The sequence below is a fragment of the Acinetobacter tianfuensis genome (genome assembly GCF_003611465.1).
Lineage (GTDB): Bacteria > Pseudomonadota > Gammaproteobacteria > Pseudomonadales > Moraxellaceae > Acinetobacter > Acinetobacter tianfuensis.
In genome coordinates, this window is record NZ_RAXV01000040.1 from 1 (window position 1) to 26997 (window position 26997).

The window sequence follows — 26997 nt, forward strand, 5'->3', positions numbered from 1 at the left end:
TATAGCTTTATCATCTGCATTGAAAAATACAGATATTAAGAAAGTCGAAGAATTTATACGAACAAGAGATGAATCTATATCTAAAATAGATACATGGAATAATGAGTTTCAAAAGAAAAATTCAGCTGTAGAAATTCTTAAAGATAAGTTAGATACTTATCAGACAGCTTTTAATTTTGTAGGTCTATATCAAGGTTTTTCAAGCCTTCTCAAGAAGAAAAGCGATGAACTTGATAGTTTAAAAATTCAGTATTTTTTTATAGGGCTTATCATTATATCTATACCTCTTTTAGAACTGGCATGGGTATTTGATAATTTAAATAGTATAGATTCAACTAAAGTATTATTTATTGTTTTTCCAACACTAACGCTTTTATTTGTTCTTTTTTGGTTTTTTAGAATTGTTTTACACAATATTAAATCAGTCAAATCTCAAATTATGCAACTCGAATTACGTATGACATTGTGTCAATTTATTCAGAGCTATGCAGAAAAATCGAAAGAGCTCAAAGAGGCCAATAAAGAAGGCTTTGAAAAATTTGAGAATATTATATTTTCCTCCATTGTTTCGTCAGATGAAAATATACCCTCAACTTTTGATGGGATGGAGCATGTCTCAAATTTATTAAAAAACTTTAAATCAAACCCTTAAAAAACCCCGCAATAAGCGGGGTTCTTTTTATCTCAGTATTTAATTAAAAATTAAACACGTTCGATAATGGTCGCAATACCTTGACCTAGACCGATACACATCGTCGCAAGACCGATTTGTGTATCTTGTTGTTCCATCACGTTCAACAACGTCGTGGTAATACGTGAACCAGAACAACCCAATGGGTGACCCAGTGCAATCGCGCCACCATTTAAGTTAATGATGTCTTGCTTCTCATACACGCCTAAGCCTTTAAGAACAGACAAACCTTGTGCAGCGAACGCTTCGTTCAACTCAAACGTTTGAATATCTTTGATGTCTAAGCCAGCACGTTTAAGCGCTTTTTGTGTTGCAGGAACTGGACCAAAGCCCATGATCGCAGCGTCACAGCCTGCAACCGCCATAGAGCGGATTACAGCACGCGGCTTAAGACCTAAAGCTTGAGCACGTTCAGCAGACATCAGCAGCATAGCAGAAGCACCGTCAGACAAAGCTGAAGATGTTGCAGCAGTTACTGTACCGCCTTTAGGATCGAATACAGGACGTAACGCTTGGAACGCTTCAATGTTTGCATCTGGACGAATCACTTCGTCGATGTCGCACAGGATTTTGAAGCCATTTGCATCGTGACCTTCAACGCCCACGATTTCATTTTTGAAACGGCCTTCTTGCGTTGCAGCCCAAGCACGGCGGTGAGATTCAACACCAAATGCATCTTGTTCTTCACGTGAAATACCATTCATACGGCCTAGCATTTCAGCGGTTAAACCCATCATGTTAGATGCTTTCGCATAGTGCTTAGACGCTTCAGGGTTCAGGTCGATGCCGTGCATCATACCCACGTGGCCCATGTGCTCAACACCGCCAATGATGAATACATCACCTTGGCCAGTCATGATTTGAGCAGCAGCCGTGTGGATCGCTTGCATAGAAGAACCGCAAAGACGGTTGACCGTTTGACCTGCAACAGTCTTAGGAAGATCAGCCAATAATGCGATGTTACGGCCAATGTTCATGCCTTGTTCAAGCGTCTGGTTTACACAGCCCCAGATCACGTCTTCAACTTCGTTAACATCAAACTGGTTACGAGCAACTAAAGCGCGAACCAATTCAGCCGATAAGCTGTCTGCACGTACATTGCGGAACATACCGTTTTTGGTTTTACCCATTGCTGAACGTACGCCATCAACGATGACAACGTCACGCGGATTTAAAGTAGCCATTCACGTTGCTCCTTAACCGTAGAATTTTTTGTTGTTAGCAGCCATGTCACGCAGCATTTGCGGCGCTTCATAAGCTTTACCTAAGTGCGCGTATTTGTCGCAAAGCGCTACGTATTCAGCTACACCTGTTTGGTCGATGTAACGGCATGGACCGCCGCGGAATGGAGGGAAACCTACACCCATAATCATCGCCATATCTGCTTCAGACGCAGTTGCTACGATGTTGTCTTCTAGGCAGCGAACAGTTTCGTTGCAGAAAGTCAGCATCATGCGGTCAATAATTTCTTGAGCGTCAAATTCGCGTTTCTCAGCAGTTGCCACAGAAGCAACAAGCTCATAAGCCGTTGGATCAACCACTTTGGCTTTTTTGCCTTTACGGTCAAGTTCGTACTTGTAGAAACCAACATCGTTCTTTTGACCCAAACGTTTTGCTTCGTACATCGTTTGGATTGAACCTTTGAAGCTTGGCTTCATGCGGTCAGGGAAACCTTCAGCCATCACTTCTGCACCGTGAACGCCAGTGTCGATACCGACAACGTCCATCAAGTAAGCAGGACCCATAGGCCAGCCGAATTTTTCCATCACTTTGTCGATTTGCTGGAAGTCCGCACCGTCTTTAAGAAGAAGGTCGAATGCACCAAAGTAAGGGAACAATACACGGTTTACCAGGAAGCCCGGGCAGTCATTCACAACGATTGGTGTTTTACCCATTTTCTGAGCAAGAACGACAGTTGTTGCGATTGCTTCAGCAGAAGTCTTTTCACCGCGGATCACTTCGACCAATGGCATCATGTGCACTGGGTTAAAGAAGTGCATACCTACGAAGTTTTCAGGACGCTGTAAGTTTTCAGCCAAACGCGTGATAGAAATCGTCGATGTGTTAGACGCAATGATCGTGTTTTCACGAACATTTTTCTCAGTTTCAGCCAGTACGATACCCTTCACTTTCGGGTTTTCCGTTACCGCTTCAATCACGATGTCCACTTCTTTGAATTCGTCATAACTTAAAGTAGGACGGATGCGAGCAAGCGTTTCACCCATTTGCGCAGGTTTCATTTTCTTGCGTTCAACTTGTTTAGTTAACAAGCCATTCGCTTCTTTCATACCTAAAGCAAGCTGCGGGTTACCAATGTCCTTCATGATGATTGGTGTGCCTTTGCTTGCCGCTTGGTAAGCAATACCGCCGCCCATGATACCAGCGCCAAGTACAGCAGCTTGGTTTACAGGGTGTGCACCTTTTTCATATTTCTTCGAAGTCTTTTTCACCACTTGATCGTTGATGAATAGACCAATTAAAGCACCAGCTTGTGGAGTTACTGCAGCTTTAGCAAAGCCTTCAGCTTCTACTTTTAGCGCTTCGTTACGCGGCAAGCTTGCGCCTGCTTGTAAAGAGTCTAGAAGCAGTTTTGGCGCTGGGTATTGCGCAGGGTTTGCTTTAGCAAGCACTGCACCTTTAGCCGTATTAAACGCCATCATTTGCTCAAGCATATTGAGTTTGATTGGGTCTAATTTTTCTTGGCGTTTTGCTTTCCAGTCTACACGGCCAGCAAGCGCTTGTTTAACTAAGTCAATTGCAGCGTCTTGCAGTTTGTCTGCAGCTACAACCGCATCTACAGCGCCGTCTATAAGCGCAGCAGCCGGTTTTTTCGGCGCAGCCATCGCCATCCATTCAACCGCATTGTCGATACCGATGACACGGCTTAAACGAACTGTACCGCCAAAACCAGGGTAGATGCCCAGTTTGATTTCTGGCAGGCCAACTTGAGCCGCTTCAGACATGACACGGTAGTCACACACGAGGCACATTTCAAAACCGCCGCCCAAAGCCATGCCGTTGATTGCAGCAACTTTAGGAATCTCTAAATCTTCAAACGCATTGAAGATGTCGTGAACAGGCATTGCCCAATCCACAATCGCCTTTTCGCCTTGTGCGAAGTTTTCACCGAATTCAGTGATGTCAGCACCAACGATAAATGTTGATTTAGCCGAAGTAACGATTAAACCTTTTACTTCGCTATTTGCTTTAACCGCTTCAATTGCAGCTTTAAAATCTTCAATTGTTGCACGGTTAAATTTGTTGACCGACTCACCTTGTAAGTCAAAGCGGAATTCTGCAATTCCGTCCGAAAGCATTTGGACGGTAATGGCATTGCCAGCGTGGATCATGCCTGATCTCCTTTATTTTGGAGGACTTCTAAGTTGATGTTGTGAAGCGTGTGCGCGATTCCTGCGCACATTTCTGCTTCGCCAATCTTACGATAACTATATCCAAAAAGAACATAACAAGTTGTATCAAGCCGTGACGCTAGGGTCATCAATTTTTTCGTTATTGACGGCGGCCCATCCTGTGCTGTCCTCACATAGTATCTTATATATATGTATAGAAGTTTTTGTTTCAAATCATCTTTTTATTTTAAATTGGTTTTTGGCTGATGCGGAAAAAAGTATAAAGCGCTTTTGCGGCGGCAGAAAATTCAGTCAAAAAAGTCAATTGCATCTCATTTTTACTGCTTTTGAAGGCCTTAGCGCAGTGCATTTTTTTTAATTTGAACAAATTTGCGCTTCGTATGGTTTTTGTTGTGTTGCATGTGTTTGCATCGCATGTGCTGTCAATGAGCTGTGCAAATACGGAGTGACTGGATTGAATTATGTTTCAAAGAGGGGCGGAGGCATGCCGCAGCAGATGTTGAATCTGTAAATTATTTTTGTCAGGCTGAGATGGCGTACTTCGTCATTTTTGATGCAACGCCATTTGTTTTTATTATTTTCCTTTTTATTTGAAAATGCTTGTTTTTTTATATTTCATCCGCCTTTTATTTATATATGATGGGGAAGCATAAAAAGAAAGGCATGGCAGTATTGGGGAGCATATATGCAGGTATTTCATTCAAAAATAGATTGGTGGGTCTGGGGCTTTGTGATTTCAATGACAGGCTTGCTGGCGCAGCTGCTGCTGAATATGCTGGCCAAAGGCAGCTTAGTGCAAAACTGGCTATTTGCTGCTGTGTATGCGCTGACGATCGTGGTGCTGTGGTGGCCTTTATGGAGTACGCGCTATCAGCTGCAGGCTAAACAGCTGGTGGTGAAATGCATGTTTTTAAAATGGCGCATTCCTTTAGCGGATATACAGAATGTGAAAGACACAGACTTTTCTTCTGCTGCGCCTGCTCTTTCGTTTAAGCGTATCCGCATTGATTATTGGCAAAACGGCAAGCACAAATTTATTTTAGTATCACCGCGCAAGGCTGAAATTTTTAAAGCCAGCCTAAGCGCGGCAAGAGTCTAAGCTCTGCGGAAAAAAAGCGTGGTTCAAAAGAGCGTTTGCTTTTCCTTTGTTTGCTGCGCATCAATGCAAAGATCACCATTTTTTGCATCAATCTTTAGGCTCAACCGTTCTGGCTGGCTTAAAAAGTACATCGCTAAAATAGGCTCTAATTCGGTGCGTATTTTTCGGCCCAAATGGCGTGCGCCATAGCGGATGTCATGGCCCTGATAAAAGTGCGCTTTGGCCGCGTCGGTTAGAGTTACGGTTCTCTTTTGATGCTGCAGACGCAGGTTTAATTTTTCCAGTTCAATATCAACAAGTTTTGGCAGAGCATCATCTTGTACGGGTAAATAATGCAATGTGCGGTCAATACGGTTTAAAAACTCTGGATCGAATTGACGCTGCATGACTTTTTCAATAATACTTTTTGTCGGGATGCGCTGTAAGCAGGCATCCTGCAATCTTTTAGGCAATACATTCAATTTATCTAAATATTGCTGCGCTGCCTGTGCGCCGGCATTGCTGGTCATGAAAATCATGCAGTTGCGGAAGTCGATAGTTTTTGTCCCTGCCGTCAGGGTTAAACGGCCTGTATCAAGGACGTTCATTAAGCCCCGAATGACTTCGGGTGAAGCTTTTTCCAATTCATCAAACAGCATAATGCCGGGGCGGGTATGGCTGCCGGCAATTGCAGTTTCATCAAACAGGCTGTTGCCTTCTTTAGAGCCTACATAACCCGGAGGCGCGCCTGTGAGCGCGGCGGCATAGTGTTCTTGCGCCAAAGTATTCATATCAATGCGGCAAAATGCATCAGGACGGCCATAAATGGCTTCGGCAATAAGGCGAACGGTTTCGGTTTTACCGACACCTGTTGGGCCGAGCATTAAGGTGACAGAAAGCGGCCGGTCAGGGCTGGAGAAGTCTGCCTTCACCACATGGAGCATTTTTTCAATTTCTTTGAGGGCAGCATCTTGCCCAATAATGCGCTCACGCAGTCTTTGCATCACTGCTTGGGGTTCAAAATGAAATCGCGGTTTGCCAATCAAGCGGTTTTTTTCTGAAGCGCTGTGCGTGGACAGTGCGGGCTGCACAGCATGGAAAGCATGATTGGCATTGCTCATTCTGAAGAATCCTTCGGTCAGTCATGTCAGAGAGCATAGCAAACTTCAGTTTTTGCACTGATAGTTTTTAGCAATCAGATGATTGTTAAAATGATGCTTTCAGCTGGACAGTACACTTCGCTGGGTAGACATTGTATTGTGCTGCTGCAGGCATGTACTTGAAAAACCGCTCATCTGACTACATCATCATTGTATATTTCAAATTTTAAAGCAGCCTGTGAACGAAAACGCGCGTGAAAATATCGAAACGATTTTAGCCAATATGACCACTTTGCCGGGCGTGTACCGCATGCTGGGCAAAGAGGGCGAGCTGCTGTATGTAGGAAAGGCTAAAAATCTGAAAAACCGCGTATCGAGCTATTTTGTCAAAACCATTGATCACCCGAAAACACAGGCTTTGGTTGCGCGGATTTATGATATTGAAACACTGGTGGTGCGCTCAGAAACAGAAGCTTTATTATTAGAACAGAACTTGATTAAGCTGCATCGCCCGCCGTACAACATCATGCTGCGCGATGATAAATCGTATGTGTATATTTTTATTTCCAGTGATAAACCTTACCCGCGCATTGCTTCAGGCCGCGGCAAAGGCAAGCATCAGGCCGGCAAATTTTTTGGCCCATATCCAAGCGCTTATAATGCTAGAGATACATTGGTGGTGCTGCAAAAACTGTTTAATGTGCGCCAGTGTGAAAATAGCTATTTTTCGCAGCGTAAGCGTCCTTGTCTGCAATATCAAATCAAGCGCTGTTCCGCGCCGTGCGTGGGGCTGATTAGCCCTGAAGCTTACAATGAAGATGTCAATAACTCGATCCGCTTTTTGCAGGGCGACACCAAAGAGCTGAATCAGGAATTGATAGGTAAAATGGAAGCGGCGGCTGAAGCGCTGGAATTTGAAAAGGCGGTGTTTTACCGCGACCGTATGGCATTGCTGCGCGATGTGCAGTCACAGCAGGCCATTTATAAAGTCAAAGGAGAGGCAGATATTATTGCGATTGCCTATCATGCTGGCGTGACTTGCGTACAGATTATGCATGTACGCAATGGTAAGATGCTGGGCGGCAAGAGCTATTTTCCCGATATGCTGGGCGATGATCTGGAACAGATGCTGGCAGATTTTATCGCTAATTTTTATTTCCAAGTGGCGGATGAAGTTCCTGCTGAGCTGATTGTGAATGTTGAACCTGTCAACCGCAAAGAGCTGGAAGATGCGCTGCAGCAGCAGTTTGAGAAGAAAATTTACATTAAGCATAGTGTGCGTGAAACCCGCGCCGAATGGCTGGAACTGGCGCAGATGAATGTGCAGCACGCTATTAAAGGCAAATTGGCCAATCATTTTGAGCTGAATGAGCGCTTTCACCAGCTTGAACAGGTGGCGGGCCGTCCAATAGACAGTATTGAGTGCTTCGATATTTCCCATACCATGGGTGAGGCAACCGTAGCGTCATGCGTGGTCTTTGATTCAGGCGGTGCGCGTAAGCGTGATTACCGCCAGTTTTCCATCAATGACATTACTGAAGGCGATGATTACGCCGCCATGCGTCAGGCGCTGACTCGGCGCTATAAAAAAGCCATGCTGCCTGACTTGCTGCTCATTGATGGCGGCAAAGGCCAGCTGCATATGGCCATGGAAGTGATGCAGGAACTTGAATTGGATGCTTTCATGATTGGTGTTTCTAAGGGGGAAGGGCGTAAACCAGGGCTGGAAACACTGCACTTTACTGACGGCACAAAAATTCAATTGCCTGAAGATCATAAGGCGCTGCATTTGATCCAGCAGGTGCGCGATGAAGCGCACCGCTTTGCCATTACCAAGCATCGCGCCAAACGTGATAAAAAACGCGGTTCATCTGTGCTGGAAGTGATTCCTGGCTTGGGCCCCAAGCGGCGCCGTGATTTGCTGACGCATTTTGGCGGCATACAGGGGGTATTGAAAGCTTCTGAAAATGATTTGAAACTTGTACCGGGTTTAGGTGAGGTCATGGCTCGGACGATTTATAAGATTTTACATGAATAAGTACAGCAGTTGATGGCTGTGCGTTGACCAAACTGCTCAATGACGCATGAGTCAGTGATCATTCACATCAGCGGTGTTTTAGCCAAATATATGGACAGCTCATTAAAAAAAGGATTTCAGATGTCATTAAGCGGACTGTATGCGCAGATTCAGCAATCGGAATGGGTGGATATTCCAGAAGGCTGGCTGCAGGGGCGCACGATTTATGGCGGCTTGGTGGCCGCGATGCTGATGCAAAAAGCGATAGCCGTTGTGGCGGATAACAATAAAGGCTTGCTCAGCGCCAGTGTGACTTTTGTGGGGCCTGTGCAGTTAGGCCGCGCCAGATTAAGCGCAGAAGTGCTGCGTGCGGGCAAGTCTGTGACCACGCTGGAAGTGCGGCTGTGGCAAGATGACGCTGTACAAACCATTTTATTGGCCAGTTTTGGCACACAGCGGGATTCAGCTATACAGGTGAATCAGGAGCGGGCTGCACCGGATTATCCTGCTGCGGGGGAATTGCAGATAGCGCAGCATCATCCGCTGGCGCCTGAATGTTTTAAGCAAATGCAAATGGTTTGGGCAGAAGGAAAATATCCATGCAGCGCCAGTGCTCAGCCTGATTTTGGCGGCTGGTTTAGATTTGAGCCTAAATTGCATGATAACCGTGATATGACCGCAGCAGATTTAATGGCCGCTTTTGATATGTGGCCGCCGGGTGTTTTGCCAATGTATAAAACCATTGCGCCTGCCAGCTCCTTGACTTGGAATGTCACGATGGTGCATCCGCTGCGTTCCAAGCTGCAAGATTGGTTTAAATATAAAGTATTTACAGACTATGCAGGGCATGGCTATTCCACGGAGTATGCACACCTTTGGGATGCCGAAGGGCGCTTAATTGCAATCTCACGCCAAGTGGTTACGGTCTTTGCCTAGTGACACCTGAGGGCATTTCGTATAAAGTGAATGCCATTAATGATGGATAAATTCTCAGAAAATTGTGCACTTAGCATGGTGCAGAATAGGGGAAACACTGGCGGTGTCTATGGCAGCAGGTCGAATCCTGAATATTCCGAATATTTTAACTTTAGCGCGAATTGCTTTAATTCCAGTCTTTCTTGCAGTGGCATATTGGCCGGCAATCAATGGGGCTGACAGCCAAGATGGAAGCATGGCGCGTCATATTTTATTAACCTCCATTTTTGTTGTTGCTGCGGTAACAGATTGGTTTGACGGTTATTTGGCGCGTACTTTGAATCAAACTTCTGCTTTTGGGCGTTTTTTAGATCCAGTTGCAGACAAGCTGATGGTAGCGGCCGCGCTGATTGTGCTTGTACAGTGGCAGCCAAGCATGTCTATGGCATTTGCAGCGATTGTTATTATCTCGCGTGAAATTACCGTGTCTGCACTGCGTGAATGGATGGCTGAACTCGGCGCGCGTACCAGCGTTGCAGTATCTACGGTAGGCAAATACAAAACGGCCTTCCAAATGATTGCGATTTCAGTATTCTTGCTGAACTGGCAGCCGCTGGAAATGCTGGGCTATGGACTGCTGTATACCGCAGTTATTTTAACGTTATGGTCGATGTTTATTTATTTAAAAGCAGCATGGCCATATTTGAAACAGCCTTAAGCATTTCCAGAATGCAATTAAAAAAAGCTCTCGTTATGGGGGCTTTTTTCATGGCTGTGTTTTAGCGCGGATATCGTGTTTAGGCAAAATTTGCATAAAAAAATTCCCATACTTTGGGGGAAGCATGGGAATAAAATAGGGGTTACTTATCAGTATTTTTAGCAGATGTTTCCATCTCCTTGGGAATCATTATAGGCAGCTGGCAGAAGGATGTCTTGTAGGTTCTTGTAGTGTAATGTTGAGTTTTATTGAAAAGTGTTATGTATTTTTACATTTAATTTTTGGGCATTTACGTAGGCTGCTGCCATCATTTCAAAACGCTTGCGCTGTGCATGTTTGGATGAGAAGCGGTGTGCGGAGATGTTCAGTTCAAGCATATTTTTAGTTTTTATGGTGTGGCAGGGCATTGCGCCTTAAATGAAAGAGGGAACCTTTCAAGGATTCCTTTTTTGACATGTGAAACGATGCGTTTTACTTGTCTTGCAGAAAAATAAGGCAGCGTAAAAAAAAGAACCTCCAATTATGGAGATTCTTTTTTGATTAAAGCCTACGCGCAACATAGCTGCTTGTCTTGCGGCGTGGCGGAGCAGTGCTCCTAAGCTAAAAAGGGAATCTTTTCAGATTCCCTTTTGACAATCAAAACTACGCGCTTCGCTTGTCTTACGTAAAAAAGAAAAGCAGTGCTTTCTTTTTTACTCAGGCTTTAGGCCTTCAGCAATTTCTAAAGATTCATCATTGCTGAAAAATTTTTCACGCTGTTCTTCTAAAAACTTTTTCGCATCAGGTTCAAACACATTTAAACGCTTTTCATTGATCAGCGTAGTTTGATGTTTTAACCATTCGCTCCAAGCTTGCTTGGATACAGAATCAAACAGTTCTTGGCCTTTTGCGCCTGGAAAGGGCGCAAAGTCCAAACCTTCCATTTCAGCCTGATATTTACGGCAAAATACTTGTCGAGACATATCAATACTCCAAATTTTAAAAAAGATTAAGCGTAAAGCGCATCTAAACGTGCATGAGCGCGGGCAATGGCTGCTTCTACTTGCGCAGGCGCAGTGCCGCCAATGTGATTACGCGCATTCACAGAAGCTTCAAGCGTTAATGCTTTTTCAAATACGTCTGCTTGGATCAAGTCAGAGAACTGCTGCAGCTGTTCTAAAGTCAGTTCAGACAAATCTTTGCCTTCTTGTACGCCAAGCGCAACTGCTTTACCGACAATTTCATGCGCATCACGGAAAGCTACGCCATTTTTAACCAGGTAGTCCGCAAGGTCAGTTGCTGTAGAGAAACCGCGCAGCGCTGCTTCACGCATGATTTCAATGTTTGGCACAAGTGCAGGAATCATATCTGCAAATGCCATTACTGAACCGCGAACAGTATCAATCGCATCAAACAAAGGCTCTTTGTCTTCTTGGTTGTCTTTGTTATACGCTAAAGGCTGGCCTTTCATAAGGGTTAATAGGCTCATAAGATCGCCATAAACACGGCCAGTTTTACCGCGGATCAGCTCTGGAACATCCGGGTTTTTCTTTTGCGGCATGATTGAAGAGCCAGTGCAGAAACGGTCAGGAATGTTGACGAATTTGAACTGCGCTGAAGTCCAAAGAATCATTTCTTCTGACATGCGCGATAAATGCATCATAATGAGCGATGCAGCGGCGTTGAATTCGATGCCGAAGTCACGGTCAGAAACTGCGTCTAGCGAGTTTTCGCATACCGCTTCAAAGCCAAGCAATTGCGCTGTGTATTCACGCTCGATCGGGTAGGTTGTGCCAGCAAGCGCTGCTGAGCCTAGCGGTAAACGGTTAACACGTTTACGGCAGTCAATGAGACGCTCTGAGTCACGCACCAGCATTTCAAACCAAGCCATTAAGTGGTGGCCAAAGGTAACTGGCTGCGCAGTTTGCAGGTGAGTGAAACCCGGCATAATGGTATTGGTATTTTTAGCAGCAAGGCCCAAAATGCCTTTTTGCAGTTTTTGCAATAACGTTAAGATTGCATCAATTTCATCACGTACATATAAACGGATGTCAGTTGCAACTTGGTCGTTGCGGCTGCGGCCAGTGTGCAGCTTTTTACCTGTAATGCCGATACGCTGCGTCAAGCGAGACTCAATATTCATGTGCACATCTTCAAGATCAATGCGCCATTCAAAGCTGCCCGCTTCAATTTCAGCTTTAATCGTGTTTAAGCCATTAATGATGTCGTCACGTTCCTGCTCAGTTAAAACGCCAACTTTCGCAAGCATAGTGGCATGCGCAATTGAGCCTGCAATATCTTGTTTATAAAAGCGTTGGTCAAATTGAACAGATGCTGTAAATTCAGCAACAAAGGCATCAGTTGCTTCAGAGAAACGGCCGCCCCACATGCCTGAAGTTTGGGCTTGTGACGGATTTGAGGAATTAGAAGATGTGGTCATGTCGGCTCAATAAGATAAAAAGCAGTAGAACTAAAAAGAGTATAGCAAATTCAGCGCCTCTTGCCGAAGCAGACCTGCAAACTTTTCGTGAACGGGCTGAGCGCAGCGTGAAGCCTAATTTTTTAACGCAGCTCGGGCGCGGGCAATATCTGCTGGAACTGTGTTTGGCGGGCAATGTTTTGGCGCTGGTGCTGGCTTTGGCCAGGGCAGAGTCCTGGGAGGCGCTGAGCTGGCTGGGATTGATGCAGCATGTGCTGTTCATTAATTGGACTTTATTGTCATTTGCGGCTTTAACGGAATATTTTGAGCAGCGGCTAAGCCCCTTAAAGCTGCAGATCAAGCTGTTTTTAGGCTTTTTGCTGCTGCAGTTTATTGTGGTTTTTACAACCGTCAGCCTCAATGTTTTGTTCTATTTTGGTGAGAATTTAAGCCTTTCGGGTTTGGCATTCAGCAGGGCATTTTCAGGCAGTTTGATGCATTTGAGTTTGGGTGTGCTGCTGGGTGCAGTGTGTTTCCGCTATATCTATTTGCGTGAGCTGTGGGGGCGCAAGCAGAACAGTGAGCTGAATGCGCGTATTCAGGCTATGCAGGCGCGCATTCATCCGCATTTTTTATTTAACAGCCTGAACAGCGTGATCAGCCTCATCAGCATTGATCCAGACAAAGCAGAACATATGCTGCTGAATTTGTCACGCCTGTTTCGCGCCAGTTTTCAAGAATTGAAGCTGGTGCCTTTGAGTGATGAAATTGATTTATGCCAGCGTTATTTAGCAATAGAGCAAATTCGTTTAGGTGAGCGTTTGCATGTGGAATGGAAACTGGTTCATTCAGAAATGTATGCAAATGTACAAATTCCTCTGCTAACTTTACAACCTTTAGTGGAAAATAGTATTTTCCATGGAGTTGAAAAAATTCTAACAAAGAGTACGATAAGCATATTGATCGAAATATCGCAAAATCAAGTCAATATCGTCATTACTAACCCAATTGTTCAGGATAAAATAACGTTACGCCAAGGACATGGTATTGCAGTTGAAAATGTACATCAGCGGCTCAAAGCGCATTATGGGCCAGCGGTCATGTTCCGGACTTTTGCTGGAAATGAAATGTTTACGACTGTCGTGCAGTATCAATATAAGTAAAATCAGCACAGCGCGCTTATAAAAATAAATAAAGTGATCTGTGTAAGGAGGAGAAATGGACATCCTGATTTGTGACGATGAATCTCTTGCAGTAGAGCGTTTGTCACGTTTAGTCACGCAGCTGGGGCATCAGGTGGTTGCAACTGCATCACATGGACAGCAAGCGCTTGACTTAGCTCAGAGTTTAGAACCAGACGTTATATTATTAGATATTCAAATGCCGGGCATGGATGGCTTAGCCTGCGCGCAGCATTTGCGTCAGCTGGAACCAATGCCGGCTATTATTTTTTGTACAGCCTATGACCATCATGCGCTTGATGCATTTAAATCTAATGCCGAGGGATATTTGCTAAAACCAGTGATGCAGCAGGAATTGCAGCAGGTTTTAGATCATTTAGTAAAATTAACCCAAGCTCAAATGAGCGGTATAAAACAAAAAGAAAATATGGAAGAACTTAAAATCAGCCGCCATCAGATCGCGGCCAAAACTTACCGTGGTGTAGAGCTGGTGCCGGTAGAAAATATTTACTATTTTTTAGCAGATCAGAAATACGTGACTGTGCGTCATAAAAATGGCAGTGTTTTGATCGATGAAACGCTGAAAGACCTGGAACTTGAGTTTGGCGATCAATTTATTCGTATTCACCGCAATGCGCTGGTTTCGGTCAGCTTTTTAGATGGTCTTGAAGTGGTGAGCTCAGGCCAGTATCAAGTGCGCTGCCGCGAACTGGAAGAGCGTTTGGCCGTCAGCCGCAGGCATTTGCCAAGCCTTCGGGAGCGCATTCAGAAGCTGTGAGGATATTTTGCAGAAAATTCCCTTACAGATATTGCATTTAAATATCAGACAGTAGAGTTTAGAATAAGCTCATATTTACGGTTATTTGAATGTTATGAAGTCCCTGAAAATTGCAACTCGACAAAGCCCGCTTGCTTTATGGCAGGCAGAACACATTAAAGCGCGCCTTGAAGCTATGCATGCAGGTTTAAGCGTGGAGCTGGTTACATTTGTGACTCAGGGGGATAAAATTTTAGACACGCCGCTGGCAAAAATTGGCGGTAAAGGCTTATTTGTCAAAGAGCTTGAAGCTGCGCTTTTAGACGGCCGCGCAGATTTGGCTGTGCACTCCATGAAAGATGTGCCTATGGCATTGCCGGAGGGTTTAACGCTTGCGGTCATTTGCGAGCGTGAAGATCCGCTGGATGCTTTTGTTTCTAATCAATATGCTCATTTTGATGAGCTTCCGCAAGGCGCTAAAGTTGGAACATCTAGCCTGCGCCGTAAATGTCAGATATTAAAACAGCGCCCAGATTTAGACATTATCGATCTTCGCGGCAATGTAGGCACACGTTTGTCTAAGCTGGATGCAGGCAATTATGATGCCATTATTTTAGCCAGTGCAGGTTTGAAGCGTTTAGGTTTATCTGCGCGCATCCGCCATACCTTGCAGCCAGATGTCAGCTTGCCTGCCGTGGGACAGGGCGCTTTAGGCTTGGAGTGCCGTGAAGCGGATCATGCTGTTCTGGAACTGATTTTGCCTTTAATGCATGATGAAACGAATGCGTGTGTCAGAGCAGAGCGCGCCTTTAATGCTTATCTGGAGGGCGGCTGCCAAGTGCCTATCGCGGGCTATGCAACTTTGTCGCAAGGGAAAATTCAAATGGAAGGCCGTGTAGGCAGTGTGGACGGTTTAACCTTGCTCAAAGCAGAACAGTCTGGCTCTGCAGCAGATGCAGAGCAGCTGGGCGTGGCATTGGCTCAAGATTTGCTGGCTCAAGGGGCAGGTGACTTGCTGAAAGCGCTGTATTAATTTTTATGCTTTTTATCAATACAAGGCCTGCGGACCGGGCTGCAGCATTAAGTGAAAGCTTAAAAGCGGCGCACATAGATGTGCTGGATTTGCCCTTGCTGGAGCTTTCTGCAGAACCTTGGTCTGAAATGCTGGCTGCTCAATATGCGCAGCTGGCTTCAGTGCAGATGATTGTTGTTGTGAGCCCATCGGCAGTGCAGTTCGGTATGAAGGGGCTACAAAAGGCCGGATTGAGTTTGGCCTCACTGCAGCATGTCAAATGGATTGCAGTGGGTGAAGCTACGGCACAGGCATTGCTGCAATATGATTTGCATAGTGAAGTGCCTGAGGTTGAAACATCAGAAGGCATGCTGCGTTTGCCTGTGCTGCAGCAGCTGCCGTCAAGCGCATCAGTGGCCTTTTGGCGCGGCGAAGGCGGGCGGCAGTTTATGATGGATTGTCTTTTAGAGCAGGGCAACACTGTACTGAATTTTGTCCTTTATCGCCGGCACTGCCCATCTTTGACAAAACAAATACTGCAGCGGCATTTGCCTCAGCTTAATGGTCTTGCTGTCTTTACGGTGCTTATCAGCAGTGAAGCCAGCTGGAATTATTGGCTCGATTTACTGGCCGATCATGAGCCGCTGCTGAACCGGGCAGTGATTTTGGTGCTTGGTGAGCGTGTAGATGCTTTAGTAGAGCAGTATCGTGTGCAGCATCATCTTAGCTTTACAGCAGTCATGCTGCACGATATGAAAATAAATACAATTTTGAAACAGCTGGAAGCGGTGTAAGGGAATACATGAAAAAACTGTTTGTGCTTGCAGCAATTGCCTGTGTAGTTTGGCTGCTGAAACTAAGTTTTGATGTTTATATGCTGAAGACTGAGCAGACGGCAGTACTGCAGGAGCAAAGCGAGCTTGAGCGGCGCAATGCTTTGCTGAATGATCAGCTGGCAGCCATTAAGCGTCAGGCAGGCGGTGAGCTGAAGGCTGACATTCAAGTACAGCCTGCAGCTGTGCAGAACGAAGGCATTCAGCCTGCAGCCGTGATTGCGCAGCAGCTGGATTTCATTGAGTTTGCTTTGCGGCAGCAGCAGTATGGCTTGGCTTTAGAGAAGCTGAATGCTTTGGAATTGAACCTTGAGCATTATGCATTGTCACCTGCTTTAAAAGAGACTTTGAAGCAGGGTATTCAAACTGACCGTCAAAATATCAGCCAATTTGTGAAAGTGCGCAGCGCGCAGCAGCAGAAAATCCTTGCATCCTTGCGTCAGCTGGATCTTGCCTTAAATAAAGAAATTAAACAGCAGCATTTAAATTTACCTGTGCAAAATGAGCAGGCTTTTTGGAAGCGCTGGCTGCAAATTGAATCTGTAGAGCAGCCTAGAGCCGTATTAATGCAGCGTCCATTAATATTAAAAGAAGCACAGCTGCGGTTATTAAACTGCCAGCAGTTATTGCAAAAAGGTCAATATGTGATATTTCAGCAGGAATTGACCCAAATTGAAGCAATTTTAAAACAGCTTCCAGATAGCAATACACAGCACTTTATTCAGCAAATACAAGCTTTAAAAAACATGCCGGTATTGACGGCGCCTGTTTTAAATAGCCGCGCACTCATAGGTTAAGTCATCATGAAACAGATCATATTGGCCTATTTATTTGTAGGGTTGTTATGCGCCGCAATTTTTAGTGTGCTGAGTTATGGCTATGGCGCGGGTTATGTGTATTTATATTGGCGTGACTGGCAAATTCAAACCAATATTTGGGTGCTGATTATATGTTTAGCGCTGCTGAGTTTTACAATTCAGTTAATTTGGCTTGCGCTAAAGCGTTATTTAAACCGTGAGCAGCGAAAAATAGAAACGGTATTTAATTTCAATCAGCTCCATCCTTATGAGCAGCTTGCGGTTATTTGGCTTTTGAACGCGGGGCAAGACCAGCAGCAGTTTATTCAGCAGGTTTTCAGCCAGTCAGGCTTAATGAAGGGAATTATCAGCTCGCAGTTATATTGGATGCGTCAGCAGTATGCAGAAGCGCTACAGGCTTTAAATGAAGTAAGCCCAATGGCATTTGAGCTGGCAGAGCTGCAGCGGATTGAAATTTATTTATCTATGCAGGAGGGTGAAAAAGCCCTGACGCATTTAGAGTTTTTAAATCAGCATGAGCTGTCGCCATGGCTGGAAAACGTCAAATCATCTTATGAACAGCGGCTGACTGCGCTGTGGGGAAAGTTTGCCCAGCAGTTTCCATGGATGTATTTGCGTTCGACGAAATATGGACATTTGGGTGAGCAGGCCAAGCAAAATTGGCTGGAACAGCTGCTGCTGGTATTTGATGATGCTAATGAGGACGGTTTGCAGGCGCTGCAGCAGCGTTATAGTGATTTAAGCGGTCAAATTGAACTAAGACCCTATGACATTAAAGTGCTATGGTTAAAAGTGCTGTCTCGGCTGCCCGAAATGGGGGCGGCGCATCAGCAGCTTGCAGAACACTTGTTGGAGCAGCAGTTTAATCAGGATGTGTTTTATTTATGGTTTGAGCAGCAGGTATTGCGTCAAAGCCCGGATTATGCGCATGCTGAAGATCAAATTAACCGCTGGGAAAGTAAATATCCTGCGTTGCCGGTTTTAGCATTTGCAAAATGGCATGTCTTTGATGCTACAGGCCGTCAAAATGAGGCAGAGGCATTGTTGCTGCAATATCCCGATGATGTATTGATGAGTTATTTACGAATTAAATCTATTTTGAATGGGCAAGAAGATTTAGTGCAGCAGTTGAATTTGATCTTTGAAAATAATGCAAACTTTGTAAAAATTAAAATTTAGGCAGGATATAAAATGGCGGATTTGAATCAATACCCAATTATTCATGAACAATTTGTGGCATGGGGGGTATGGATGCTTTTGGTCATGTCAATAATACAGTCTATTACCGTTATATAGAAAGTTCCCGCCTGAAGTATTTTGACGCTTTAGATATTTTTAATGAAGATATTTATACCGTTGTTGCTTCAAATCAGTGTCAATATTTAAAACCGGTGGTTTATCCAGATACATTAAAAGTCGGCGCTAGAGTTGAGGAACTTCGAAATAGCGCGATGAGAATGAGTTATGTGCTTTGGAGTGAAACGCAGGAAACGGTTGTGGCATTGGGTGAGGCTGTTATTGTATGCGTTGATAAAATAAATATGCAAAAAAAATCTATACCGGAAAATATACGTTTAAAGATTAAAGAGGTTGAATTAAACGCTGGGCATAATATTTAAAAATGACTGATGGTTTTGTGTAAATGAGTTAAAACTTGTTTTTATTTTTATTTTTATTTTAATATTGTATATCTCAATTATTATAGAATATTATAAACACGTTTTAAGAAGCAAAATAATACTAAACCTATTGGAGTTTTAATAAATGCCAGATATCAGTAATTTGTCAGTTGAAGAGTTAAAGCGTTTGCAAGTTGAAGCGGAGGCTTTAATTGCATCTAAAAAAGATCAAGCTATTGAAGATGCTTATCATCAAATTTTAGATATCGCTGAAAATGTGGGCTTAAGCATTGAGCAGATTCTTGAGTTTGGCGCGAACAAGCGTAAAAAATCAGTACGCAAAGCTGTAGAGCCGCGTTACCGCAGTAAAGCAAATCCTGAAGATACATGGACTGGCCGCGGTAAACAGCCTCGCTGGCTGGTTGCTGAACTTGAAAAAGGCGCGAAATTAGAAGATTTTATTATCTAAACTGTGCCTGACGGTCATGGCATTGTCATAAGCCGCCGCTACGATAAAAAAACCAAGCGATGTTGCTTGGTTTTTTTTATGCCTATGAATTGGAGATGTAGAAAAAGTGTGCATAATGTGTCTATAAAGAAAAATGTTCAGGGAATAAAAATTGAGAATTCGGTTGGGGCGGAATGAGCAATAAGCCAAAACAATTTAGATGGCTGATTTTTGCTATCGTCAGTTTTTTTGTTTTTGTCCTGCTGCAAGTGCCTGCCGCATGGATTATTTCAAAATTTTATAAAAATAATCAGATCTTACACAATGTCAGCGGGAACATCTGGCGCGGTCAGGCTGATTGGAAGCAAGGCAATTTATCAGGCTCTGTCAGCTGGAGTACCCGTCCATGGGAAGTGCTCCTGCTGCGTGCTGGCGCCAGTATAGAAATACACAGCGGTAATACACAGCTGGAAGGGGTTGTGGGCTATGGTTTGGGTAAAACGGTTTATGTCAAATCTCTGAGCGGTCAAATTGCGCCAGAAACATTGAAAAAGCTGGCAGACTGGCAATGGCCCGCCAATCCAATACAATTGAAAGACATCGAATTTAATTATAAAAAACAAGCAGGCTTTGCTCAGGCCGAAGGGCAGATGCAATGGGCTGGCGGAGAGCTGCTATATACTTTTGCTCAGCGTCAGGACCGTATGAATATGCCTTCTTTGGCAGGGCGGATTTCAGATGACAGCGGTAAACTGTTGATCGATGTGCGGGATACGCGTGAACAGAAAATGATGAATTTGCAGCTGGATGCTGACCTGATGCTGGATGTTCAGCTGACGCAGCGCTTGCTGTTAAATGTCGCTTCCTATGAGGGGAAGGCTGGACTAGATACCTATGTAATCAGCTCACGGCAACCTTTGATTCGAGGCGGGATGTGATGAGCGCTTGGTTAGATAAATTTAAACAGCTTGATTTGAAGCAAATGGACAGGGCTGCGCCTGTTTTGCTGGCCGTTTTGGTTTTGGTTTTATGCTGGAAATTGGCATCGCTGTTCTGGCTGCTGCTGGCGCCGCCGCAGGCGATACAGCTGGAACGCGCTGAATTGGGTTCACAGCAGGCGCAAGTGCCGAATATCAGCTCCTTCTCGCTTTTTCAGGAGGCAGTAAATGCATCGGGCGCAGATCAGCAGCTGAATATGACTTTGCAGGGGGTTGTTGTTTCTTATCCGAATCAGTTTTCCTCAGCTGTGATTAAAGTGAATGAAACAGCGGAACGTTATCGTGTGGGTGAGCCTGTTGCTGGCTCCTCTTATATTTTAGCGGAAGTGTATTGGGATCGGGCAATATTAAAAACTGGCAGCGGCTCAGTCAAAGAGCTGCAGTTTAACCGTATTGAAAATGGCTTAGATCAGCCGATCGTGCCGGCAGGCACAGCTGCGCCGCAGCCAGCAGTGCCAAACCCTGCGGTAAACAGCTCATCCAGTATGGCAATCGGTCAGGCTGTGCAGCGCATGCAGGAAAACCGTGAACAGTATATGCAGGAAATGGGTGTGAATGCTTCCAGCAATGGCAGCGGATATGAAGTGACATCGCGTACGCCAGTTGGTTTAAGAAATAAATTAGGTTTGCAGCCTGGTGACCGCATTGTGTCTTTAAATGGACAGACTCTAGGGCAAAATCAAACGGAAGCGCAATTATTAGAACAGGCTCGGCGTGAGGGGCAGGTCAGGCTGGAAGTAAAACGTGGTGATCAAGTGGTAACCATACAACAGGATTTTAAGTGATATCTCATCACTAAGCAGGTTAGGAAACACGAGCAGTTATGGCTTTATTTAATAATAACCGTCCAGCTTTGGCAGCTTTTGCTTTGGCGCCGCTGGTGGCGATAGTCAGCACAGCCAGCTATGCGCAGACTTGGAAAATTAATTTACGTGATGCGGATTTGACTGCATTCATTAATGAAGTTGCTGATATTACCGGTAAAAACTTTGCTGTTGATCCGCGTGTGCGCGGCAATGTCACGGTTATTTCCAATAAGCCCTTAAATAAAAGTGAAGTCTATGACTTATTTTTAGGGGTATTAAATGTTAATGGTGTGGTGGCAATACCATCTGGCAATACTGTTAAGCTGGTGCCTGACAGCAATGTAAAAAGCTCTGGTGTGCCTTATGATTCACGCCGCCGAGCGACTGGCGATCAAATTGTCACGCGGGTAATCTGGCTGGAAAATACCAATGCCAATGACCTGATTCCAGCGCTTCGCCCGTTAATGCCGCAGTTTGCGCATCTGTCTGCTGTTGCGGGAACGAATGCGCTGATTGTATCTGACAGAGCCAGCAATATTTATCAGCTGGAAACCATTATCCGTAATTTAGATGGCACGGGCCAAAATGATATAGAAGCAGTCACCCTGCAATCCAGTCAGGCTGAGGAAATGATTGGCCTGCTGGAATCAATGAGTTCAACGGGGGCATCGAAAGATTTAAAAGGCTCACGTGTACGCATTATTGCGGATAACCGCACCAACCGTATTATTATTAAAGGCGATACCGCATCACGCAAGCGTATCCGTCAAATGGTTGAAATGCTGGATGTGCCGTCTGCTGACCGTTTAGGCGGCTTAAAAGTTTTCCGTTTAAAATACGCCAGCGCTAAAAACTTAGCAGAAATTTTGCAAGGTTTGGTCACAGGTCAAGCTGTGTCATCTAGCGGGGATTCAAACAGCAGTTCGTCGAACAGCCCAATCAGCAGTCTCATGAATAATAATTCGAGTACGGCTGGCGGATCAAATGATACTGGTTCAAGTATTAATTTAAATTCAAGCAATAACAGCAGCAATAAAAACAGCATCAGCAGTTTCAGCGGCAACGGCATCAGTATTATTGCTGATACCACTCAAAATGCGCTGGTGGTTAAGGCGGATCCGCAGCTGATGCGCGAGATTGAAGCCGCTATTCAGCAGCTCGATATCCGCCGTCAGCAGGTGCTGATTGAAGCGGCAATTATTGAGGTTGAAGGCAATGATGCAGACCAGCTGGGTGTGCAATGGGCGCTTGGTGATCTGAGCAGCGGTGTAGGCTTGATCAGTTTTGATAACGTTGGCGCCAGTCTTGCAGGGCTGGCTGGCGGTTATTTGGCGGGTGGAGCTGCAGGGCTGGGGCAGGCGGCGGCAGGAATGAACGGCTCATCCATTTTGCTGGGTGAATATAAAGAGGGCAAGGATGGGTCACGCAAGGTGTATGGCGCGCTGATTCAGGCCCTGAAGAAAAATACCAAATCTAATCTGCTGTCCACGCCGTCTATTGTGACCATGGATAATGAAGAAGCCTACATTGTGGTGGGGCAGAACGTACCTTTTGTGACAGGTTCAGTCTCTACAGGCTCATCAGGCACAGTCAATCCCTATACTACGGTAGAACGTAAAGATGTGGGCATTACGTTGAAAGTAGTGCCGCATATTGGGGAGGGAGGCTCAGTCCGTCTTGAAGTGGAGCAGGAAGTATCTGCTGTTCAGGATAAAGGGCAGGCATCTGATTTGGTGACCAGTAAACGTGCCATTAAAACGGCTATTCTTGCTGAACATGGACAAACTGTGGTGCTGGGGGGGTTGATCTCAGATAATTCTGCTTACAGCCGTCAAGCAGTTCCCGGGCTTGGTGCGATTCCTGGTATTGGGCGTTTGTTCCGTTCAGATGCGAAATCCAATGAAAAAAGAAACTTGCTGGTCTTTATTCACCCAACTATCGTAGGTGAAGGTGATGAAGTCAGCCGTTTATCGCAGCAGCGTTACAGCCAGCTGTATAGCTTGCAGCTTGCGCTGAATCAGGATGGCACTTTTGCCAAACTTCCTGAAAATGTAGATGATGTTTATCAGCAGCGTTTACCAGTATCTAAGGTGCCAGCCAGCGCGGGAACATCCTATCAGACAGTACCTTCAGGCGGGGGTATCCAGCCGAATACGCCAGTTGCTGTACGTCCGGCTGTGAGTACGCCTGTGGCAGAGCTTCCGCCTGTGAGCCGTCAAACTGTCACTGTGCCGAATGATATTCCTGCCGCGAAAACAGCGAAGCCATAAATACTTGGAATTTGTTCCTGAATGAAATTTTTAGACGCAGATGAAGCATTCAGGATGCTATGATAATTAAAATTCGTTGAGAGAAGTACATTTCATGACTTGGAAAATACAAGCCATTACCGGTGAATTAACGGGACAAGAAATCAGTATCGACCGCGATATGCTGGTTGGACGTCATCAAGCTGCAGATATCGTCTTGCAGCTGGCAGAAATTTCACGAAAACATGCCGCATTCTTATTGGTTGATCAGGCGCTTTGGGTACAGGATTTGCAGTCATCAAATGGCACTTTTGTAAATGATGTGCAAGTTGCAGATCAGGTGCTGCTGAAAGAAGGCGATATTGTACAGTTTGCCAGCCTGAGATTCTCAGTGCTTGCTCCAGCTCAAGCTGTAGAGCCTGCAGCGGAAGCTGAACAGGCAGAATCTGCAATGGCTCTAGAGCAGCCGTCAGAAGCGGTGGCTGTATCAGAGACAGCGCAGCAGCCTGAAGATGCGCCAAAAACAGCTGCGCAGCAAATGAATGATCAAGGCATGCCTGCGATGAGCGAGCGTGATGCCAATGTTAAATTAAGCCGTGACGGTATGCCGCAGGGTATTTCAGTGCCTAAGCCTGCGCCAATTCCGGAAGGTGTGGATGTAAGCGCGGTAAAACCAGAACCTGCGCCAGTACCTGTAGAGCAGCCATTGACACGTGTTGAAGAAGAAAAGCAAGCGCAGAAAAATGCGTCTTTAGGATTGATGAGTCTTATTGTGCTGATTATTTTAGCAATTGCAGCATGGCTATTCTTTAAATAAACGCAATGCGGATTGTAGAATGGGGCATGCAATCGCATGCCCTAGCTGTTTCTGGGTGTGATGCAGAAACGAAAATAATAGAAGAGGGTGCAATGTTTGATGTTCGATTGGCAGACCGCCAAGTTATTTTGTTTGATTTAGATGGAACATTGGTGGATTCAGCGGCGGACTTATACCGCGCAATGAATATGAGTCTAAATGCAATGCAGCTGCCACTGGTCACAGAAGAGCAGGTGCGGGTTTGGATTGGCAAGGGAACATCATTATTTTGCCGCAGCGTGCTGGAGTATCTGACTCCTGCTGTAGATGAGGCGCAGCACAGTCAGCTTTTGGCAACATTTTTAAAAATATATAATGCAGACCCCTGCTCGGGTACGCTGCCGTTTTCAGGCATACTGGCATTTTTAGATTGGGCGCAGGCGGAAGGAAAAACGCTGGTTTGCGTCACCAATAAGCCAGAAGCGCCAGCCCGCACAATTTTAGAAGTTTTGGGCATGACGCATTATTTTGCAGACATTATTGGCGGTGACCGCTTTGAAGAGCGTAAGCCGCATCCGCGCCAGCTGCTGCATTGTGTTGAATATTTTAAAGTGCAGCCTGAGCAGGTGCTGATGGTTGGAGACTCATCAAATGATGTAGAAGCTTCACGCCGTGCCGGTATTGATTGTATTGTGGTCAGCTATGGCTATAATCATGGTGAAAATATAGCGGATTGTCAGCCGCAGTTAATAGTTGATGATTTACGTGAACTGCTTGCTTAACAAAGCATACTAAGGAAAGAAAATGAATAGTTGTGTGGTTTTTCGATGGCGTCGCTCAGTTCAACTTTATGTACATACTGAGTAATTCTATTTTAAAAGAGAAAACCGCATGACCACTTCAGCACAATTTCAGCAGCTTGCAGCTCAAGGCTATAACCTTATTCCTGTTTACCGTCAGCGCTTAGCGGACACAGACACACCGCTGTCGATCTTTGCCCGTTTAAAAGAGCATAAGCAGGCCTACTTATTTGAGTCAGTTGAAGGCGGTGAAAACTGGGCGCGCTATTCCATTATCGGCCTAGGCGAATCTACGGTCTTTTCATGTAATGCGGGTGAGCTCAGTATTCAGCAGCCTGATGGCTCTGTCACGAAACAGCAGTGCAGTGATCCATTTCAATATATCCGCGATTTTCAAGCGCAGTTTAAAGTGCCGGCACAGCAGGATTTGCCGGCGCTGCCAAGTTTTACGGGCGGTCTGGTAGGGTATTTTGGCTATGATGCTGTACGCTATATCGAACCTAAGCTGAAGAATGTGCCAGATGCAGATCCAGTGGGTTTGCCGGATATCTGGATGATGCTGTCAAAAACAGTGATTGTATTTGATAACTTGAAAGATACGCTGTTCCTGATTGTGCATGCGGATGCTGCAGATAAAGATGCTTATGCAAAGGCGCAGGCGCAGTTGGATGAGCTGGAAAATATCTTAGCCACACCTGTCAGCTTAAAAGCAGTTAAGCATAGCGCGCCGCATTTTGAGTCGCTAACAGGGCATGACAACTTTTTAGCATCCATTGAAACGGTTAAAGAGTACATACGTGCAGGCGATGTGATGCAGGTTGTTCCTGGACACCGTATGGTTTCAGATTTTGATGGTGAGCCTTTACAGGTTTACCGTGCACTGCGCCATTTAAATCCGTCACCGTATTTATTCTTAGTTCAAGGTCAAACCTTAGAAAATGAGAAACCTTTCCATATTGTGGGTTCTTCGCCTGAAATTTTGTCGCGTTTGGAAAATGGTATTGCGACAGTTCGTCCGCTGGCTGGAACACGGCCGCGCGGCAAAACGAAAGAAGAAGACCTAGCGCTTGAACAGGATCTGCTTTCTGATGAAAAGGAAATTGCAGAACATCTTATGCTGATTGATTTGGGTCGAAATGATGTTGGCCGCATTGCAAAGATTGGCAAAGTTCAGGTGACTGATCAAATGGTGATCGAACGCTATTCGCATGTGATGCATATTGTGTCGAATGTGCAGGGTGAGGTGCGTGATGATGTGGATGCTTTGGATGTTTTTAAAGCAACATTCCCAGCAGGCACACTTTCTGGAGCGCCAAAAATTCGCGCCATGGAAATTATTGACGAAGTCGAGCCAGTAAAACGCGGAATTTTTGGCGGCGCTGTCGGTTATTTAGGCTGGCATGGTGAAATGGATATGTCGATTGCTATCCGGACCTGTGTTATTCGTGAAAATAAGGTCTATGTTCAGGCGGGAGCGGGGCTTGTTGCGGATTCAAATCCTGAATCTGAGTGGAATGAAACCCAAATAAAAGCTCGCGCAGTGATCAAAGCGGTTGAATTATCATCAAATGGATTGATTTTGTGAGTTTTTCACGTTTTTTTTGAAAAAAACACTTGCATGGATTTCAAGTTTTGCTAAACTGCACACCGTTCCGATACGAAACGTACGAAACACTAAGAAACGCCGGCATAGCTCAGTTGGTAGAGCAACTGACTTGTAATCAGTAGGTCCACAGTTCGAATCCGTGTGCCGGCACCATCTTAGGTGGTTTGAGTGGTTGATGTAAAGAACAGCACTGAAGTAAGTGTAAAGATGGTGAGGTTCCCGAGCGGTCAAAGGGGGCGGACTGTAACTCCGCTACGAAAGTTTCGAAGGTTCGAATCCTTCCCTCACCACCAACTTTAAGGCTTCAAATTTGGTTTGTACCAACATTGTGCGGGAGTAGCTCAGTTGGTAGAGCGGCAGCCTTCCAAGCTGCATGTCGCGAGTTCGACCCTCGTCTCCCGCTCCATTGAAGTTCTTATATTTGCTCTTATAGCTCAGTGGTAGAGCACTCCCTTGGTAAGGGAGAGGTCTCGAGTTCAAATCTCGATAAGAGCTCCAGATTACAGTTTAGCAACATTGTTGCACAAGATTTCAAAAGCAGGCTTATTAGTCTGCTTTTTAAGTATCAGGGTGCCTATTTTTTTAGGTGAGCAAGTCGATGCTGAGTTTTACTCAGAATTGTGTTCGATGTAAACGAGGAATATAAACATGGCTAAGGCTAAGTTTGAACGTAATAAGCCACACGTAAACGTTGGCACAATCGGTCACGTTGACCATGGTAAAACAACTTTAACAGCTGCGATTGCAACTGTATGTGCGAAGAAATTCGGTGGCGAAGCGCGTGAC

Annotated in this window: 23 protein-coding genes, 4 tRNA genes and 2 pseudogenes; 24 read left to right on the plus strand and 5 right to left on the minus strand. The window is 45.2% G+C overall.

Annotation, left to right across the window (positions count from 1 at the left end; genetic code table 11):
* Positions 1-652, plus strand: a pseudogene (locus D7V32_RS17650) (hypothetical protein); the annotation flags it as partial.
* Between the two features lie 50 nt (positions 653-702).
* Here the strand turns inward: D7V32_RS17650 and fadA are convergent.
* A complete protein-coding gene (gene fadA / locus D7V32_RS14765) occupies positions 703-1875 on the minus strand; it encodes an acetyl-CoA C-acyltransferase FadA (protein WP_120403602.1) in 1173 nt (390 codons plus the stop codon).
* Between the two features lie 12 nt (positions 1876-1887).
* The gene (gene fadB / locus D7V32_RS14770) at positions 1888-4041 is read right to left on the minus strand and encodes a fatty acid oxidation complex subunit alpha FadB (protein ID WP_120403603.1); all 2154 of its coding nucleotides are present in this window, start codon (positions 4039-4041) and stop codon (positions 1888-1890) included.
* A gap of 706 nt (positions 4042-4747) precedes the next feature.
* Between fadB and D7V32_RS14775 the strand changes: the two genes are divergently transcribed.
* Entirely contained in the window at positions 4748-5161 is a 414-nt protein-coding gene (locus D7V32_RS14775) for a PH domain-containing protein (protein WP_120403604.1), read from the plus strand.
* 23 nt (positions 5162-5184) lie between these two features.
* Here the strand turns inward: D7V32_RS14775 and D7V32_RS14780 are convergent, their stop codons facing one another.
* Entirely contained in the window at positions 5185-6261 is a 1077-nt protein-coding gene (locus D7V32_RS14780) for an AAA family ATPase (protein ID WP_120403605.1), read from the minus strand.
* 217 nt (positions 6262-6478) lie between these two features.
* Between D7V32_RS14780 and uvrC the strand changes: the two genes are divergently transcribed.
* The 3 genes from uvrC (at position 6479) to pgsA (ending at position 9890) form a co-directional block, all read left to right on the plus strand.
* Complete coding sequence (gene uvrC, locus D7V32_RS14785; protein ID WP_120403606.1) at positions 6479-8278, plus strand: excinuclease ABC subunit UvrC; 1800 nt, start codon at positions 6479-6481, stop codon at positions 8276-8278.
* 120 nt (positions 8279-8398) lie between these two features.
* Positions 8399-9193: a thioesterase family protein gene (locus tag D7V32_RS14790; protein ID WP_120403622.1), complete on the plus strand. Its 795-nt coding sequence runs from the start codon at positions 8399-8401 to the stop codon at positions 9191-9193.
* Between the two features lie 109 nt (positions 9194-9302).
* Positions 9303-9890: a CDP-diacylglycerol--glycerol-3-phosphate 3-phosphatidyltransferase gene (pgsA, locus tag D7V32_RS14795; protein WP_120403607.1), complete on the plus strand. Its 588-nt coding sequence runs from the start codon at positions 9303-9305 to the stop codon at positions 9888-9890.
* A gap of 692 nt (positions 9891-10582) precedes the next feature.
* Here pgsA and D7V32_RS14800 read toward each other — a convergent pair.
* Both D7V32_RS14800 and argH read right to left on the minus strand, forming a co-directional pair.
* On the minus strand, positions 10583-10852 hold the full coding sequence (locus D7V32_RS14800) for an oxidative damage protection protein (RefSeq protein ID WP_120403608.1): 270 nt from the start codon (positions 10850-10852) through the stop codon (positions 10583-10585).
* 26 nt (positions 10853-10878) lie between these two features.
* Positions 10879-12309 carry an argininosuccinate lyase gene (argH, locus tag D7V32_RS14805; protein ID WP_171407682.1) on the minus strand — a complete coding sequence of 477 codons (1431 nt, stop codon included), beginning with the start codon at positions 12307-12309 and terminating at the stop codon, positions 10879-10881.
* Between argH and D7V32_RS14810 the strand changes: the two genes are divergently transcribed.
* From D7V32_RS14810 to D7V32_RS14900, 19 genes and pseudogenes are all read left to right on the plus strand, one after another.
* Positions 12300-13451, plus strand: a complete 1152-nt coding sequence (locus tag D7V32_RS14810) for a sensor histidine kinase (protein ID WP_120403610.1) — start codon at positions 12300-12302, stop codon at positions 13449-13451. The two genes, argH and D7V32_RS14810, sit on opposite strands and share 10 nt — an antisense overlap.
* A gap of 55 nt (positions 13452-13506) precedes the next feature.
* On the plus strand, positions 13507-14247 hold the full coding sequence (locus D7V32_RS14815) for a LytR/AlgR family response regulator transcription factor (protein ID WP_120403611.1): 741 nt from the start codon (positions 13507-13509) through the stop codon (positions 14245-14247).
* Positions 14248-14341: 94 nt separating this feature from the next.
* Positions 14342-15259 carry a hydroxymethylbilane synthase gene (gene hemC / locus D7V32_RS14820; RefSeq protein WP_120403612.1) on the plus strand — a complete coding sequence of 306 codons (918 nt, stop codon included), beginning with the start codon at positions 14342-14344 and terminating at the stop codon, positions 15257-15259.
* Positions 15260-15264: 5 nt separating this feature from the next.
* On the plus strand, positions 15265-16032 hold the full coding sequence (locus D7V32_RS14825; protein ID WP_120403613.1) for a uroporphyrinogen-III synthase: 768 nt from the start codon (positions 15265-15267) through the stop codon (positions 16030-16032).
* Positions 16033-16040: 8 nt separating this feature from the next.
* On the plus strand, positions 16041-16868 hold the full coding sequence (locus tag D7V32_RS14830) for a hypothetical protein (protein WP_120403614.1): 828 nt from the start codon (positions 16041-16043) through the stop codon (positions 16866-16868).
* A 6-nt stretch (positions 16869-16874) separates the two neighbouring features.
* A complete protein-coding gene (locus D7V32_RS14835) occupies positions 16875-18068 on the plus strand; it encodes a heme biosynthesis protein HemY (protein WP_120403615.1) in 1194 nt (397 codons plus the stop codon).
* 12 nt (positions 18069-18080) lie between these two features.
* Positions 18081-18508, plus strand: a pseudogene (locus tag D7V32_RS14840) (acyl-CoA thioesterase).
* 145 nt (positions 18509-18653) lie between these two features.
* On the plus strand, positions 18654-18977 hold the full coding sequence (locus tag D7V32_RS14845; protein ID WP_120403616.1) for an H-NS histone family protein: 324 nt from the start codon (positions 18654-18656) through the stop codon (positions 18975-18977).
* 173 nt (positions 18978-19150) lie between these two features.
* On the plus strand, positions 19151-19894 hold the full coding sequence (gene gspN, locus D7V32_RS14850) for a type II secretion system protein N (protein WP_120403617.1): 744 nt from the start codon (positions 19151-19153) through the stop codon (positions 19892-19894).
* Positions 19894-20739, plus strand: coding sequence for a type II secretion system protein N (locus D7V32_RS14855; protein ID WP_120403618.1), 846 nt, complete (start codon positions 19894-19896; stop codon positions 20737-20739). The genes gspN and D7V32_RS14855 overlap by 1 nt, the downstream gene beginning before the upstream one ends.
* Positions 20740-20777: 38 nt before the next feature.
* Positions 20778-23030 carry a type II secretion system secretin GspD gene (gspD, locus tag D7V32_RS14860; RefSeq protein ID WP_120403619.1) on the plus strand — a complete coding sequence of 751 codons (2253 nt, stop codon included), beginning with the start codon at positions 20778-20780 and terminating at the stop codon, positions 23028-23030.
* Between the two features lie 94 nt (positions 23031-23124).
* Positions 23125-23826, plus strand: coding sequence for an FHA domain-containing protein (locus tag D7V32_RS14865; protein ID WP_120403620.1), 702 nt, complete (start codon positions 23125-23127; stop codon positions 23824-23826).
* Between the two features lie 92 nt (positions 23827-23918).
* Positions 23919-24587 carry a phosphoglycolate phosphatase gene (locus D7V32_RS14870; protein WP_120403623.1) on the plus strand — a complete coding sequence of 223 codons (669 nt, stop codon included), beginning with the start codon at positions 23919-23921 and terminating at the stop codon, positions 24585-24587.
* Between the two features lie 109 nt (positions 24588-24696).
* Entirely contained in the window at positions 24697-26190 is a 1494-nt protein-coding gene (trpE, locus tag D7V32_RS14875) for an anthranilate synthase component I (protein ID WP_120403621.1), read from the plus strand.
* Between the two features lie 98 nt (positions 26191-26288).
* Positions 26289-26364: transfer RNA gene (locus D7V32_RS14880), tRNA-Thr, on the plus strand.
* Positions 26365-26420: 56 nt separating this feature from the next.
* Positions 26421-26504, plus strand: a tRNA-Tyr gene (locus D7V32_RS14885).
* A 37-nt stretch (positions 26505-26541) separates the two neighbouring features.
* A tRNA-Gly gene (locus D7V32_RS14890) sits at positions 26542-26617 on the plus strand.
* Positions 26618-26634: 17 nt separating this feature from the next.
* Positions 26635-26709: transfer RNA gene (locus tag D7V32_RS14895), tRNA-Thr, on the plus strand.
* Positions 26710-26859: 150 nt separating this feature from the next.
* Positions 26860-26997, plus strand: a 138-nt coding sequence (locus D7V32_RS14900) for a GTP-binding protein (protein WP_228200181.1), incomplete at its 3' end; no start/stop codon positions are given.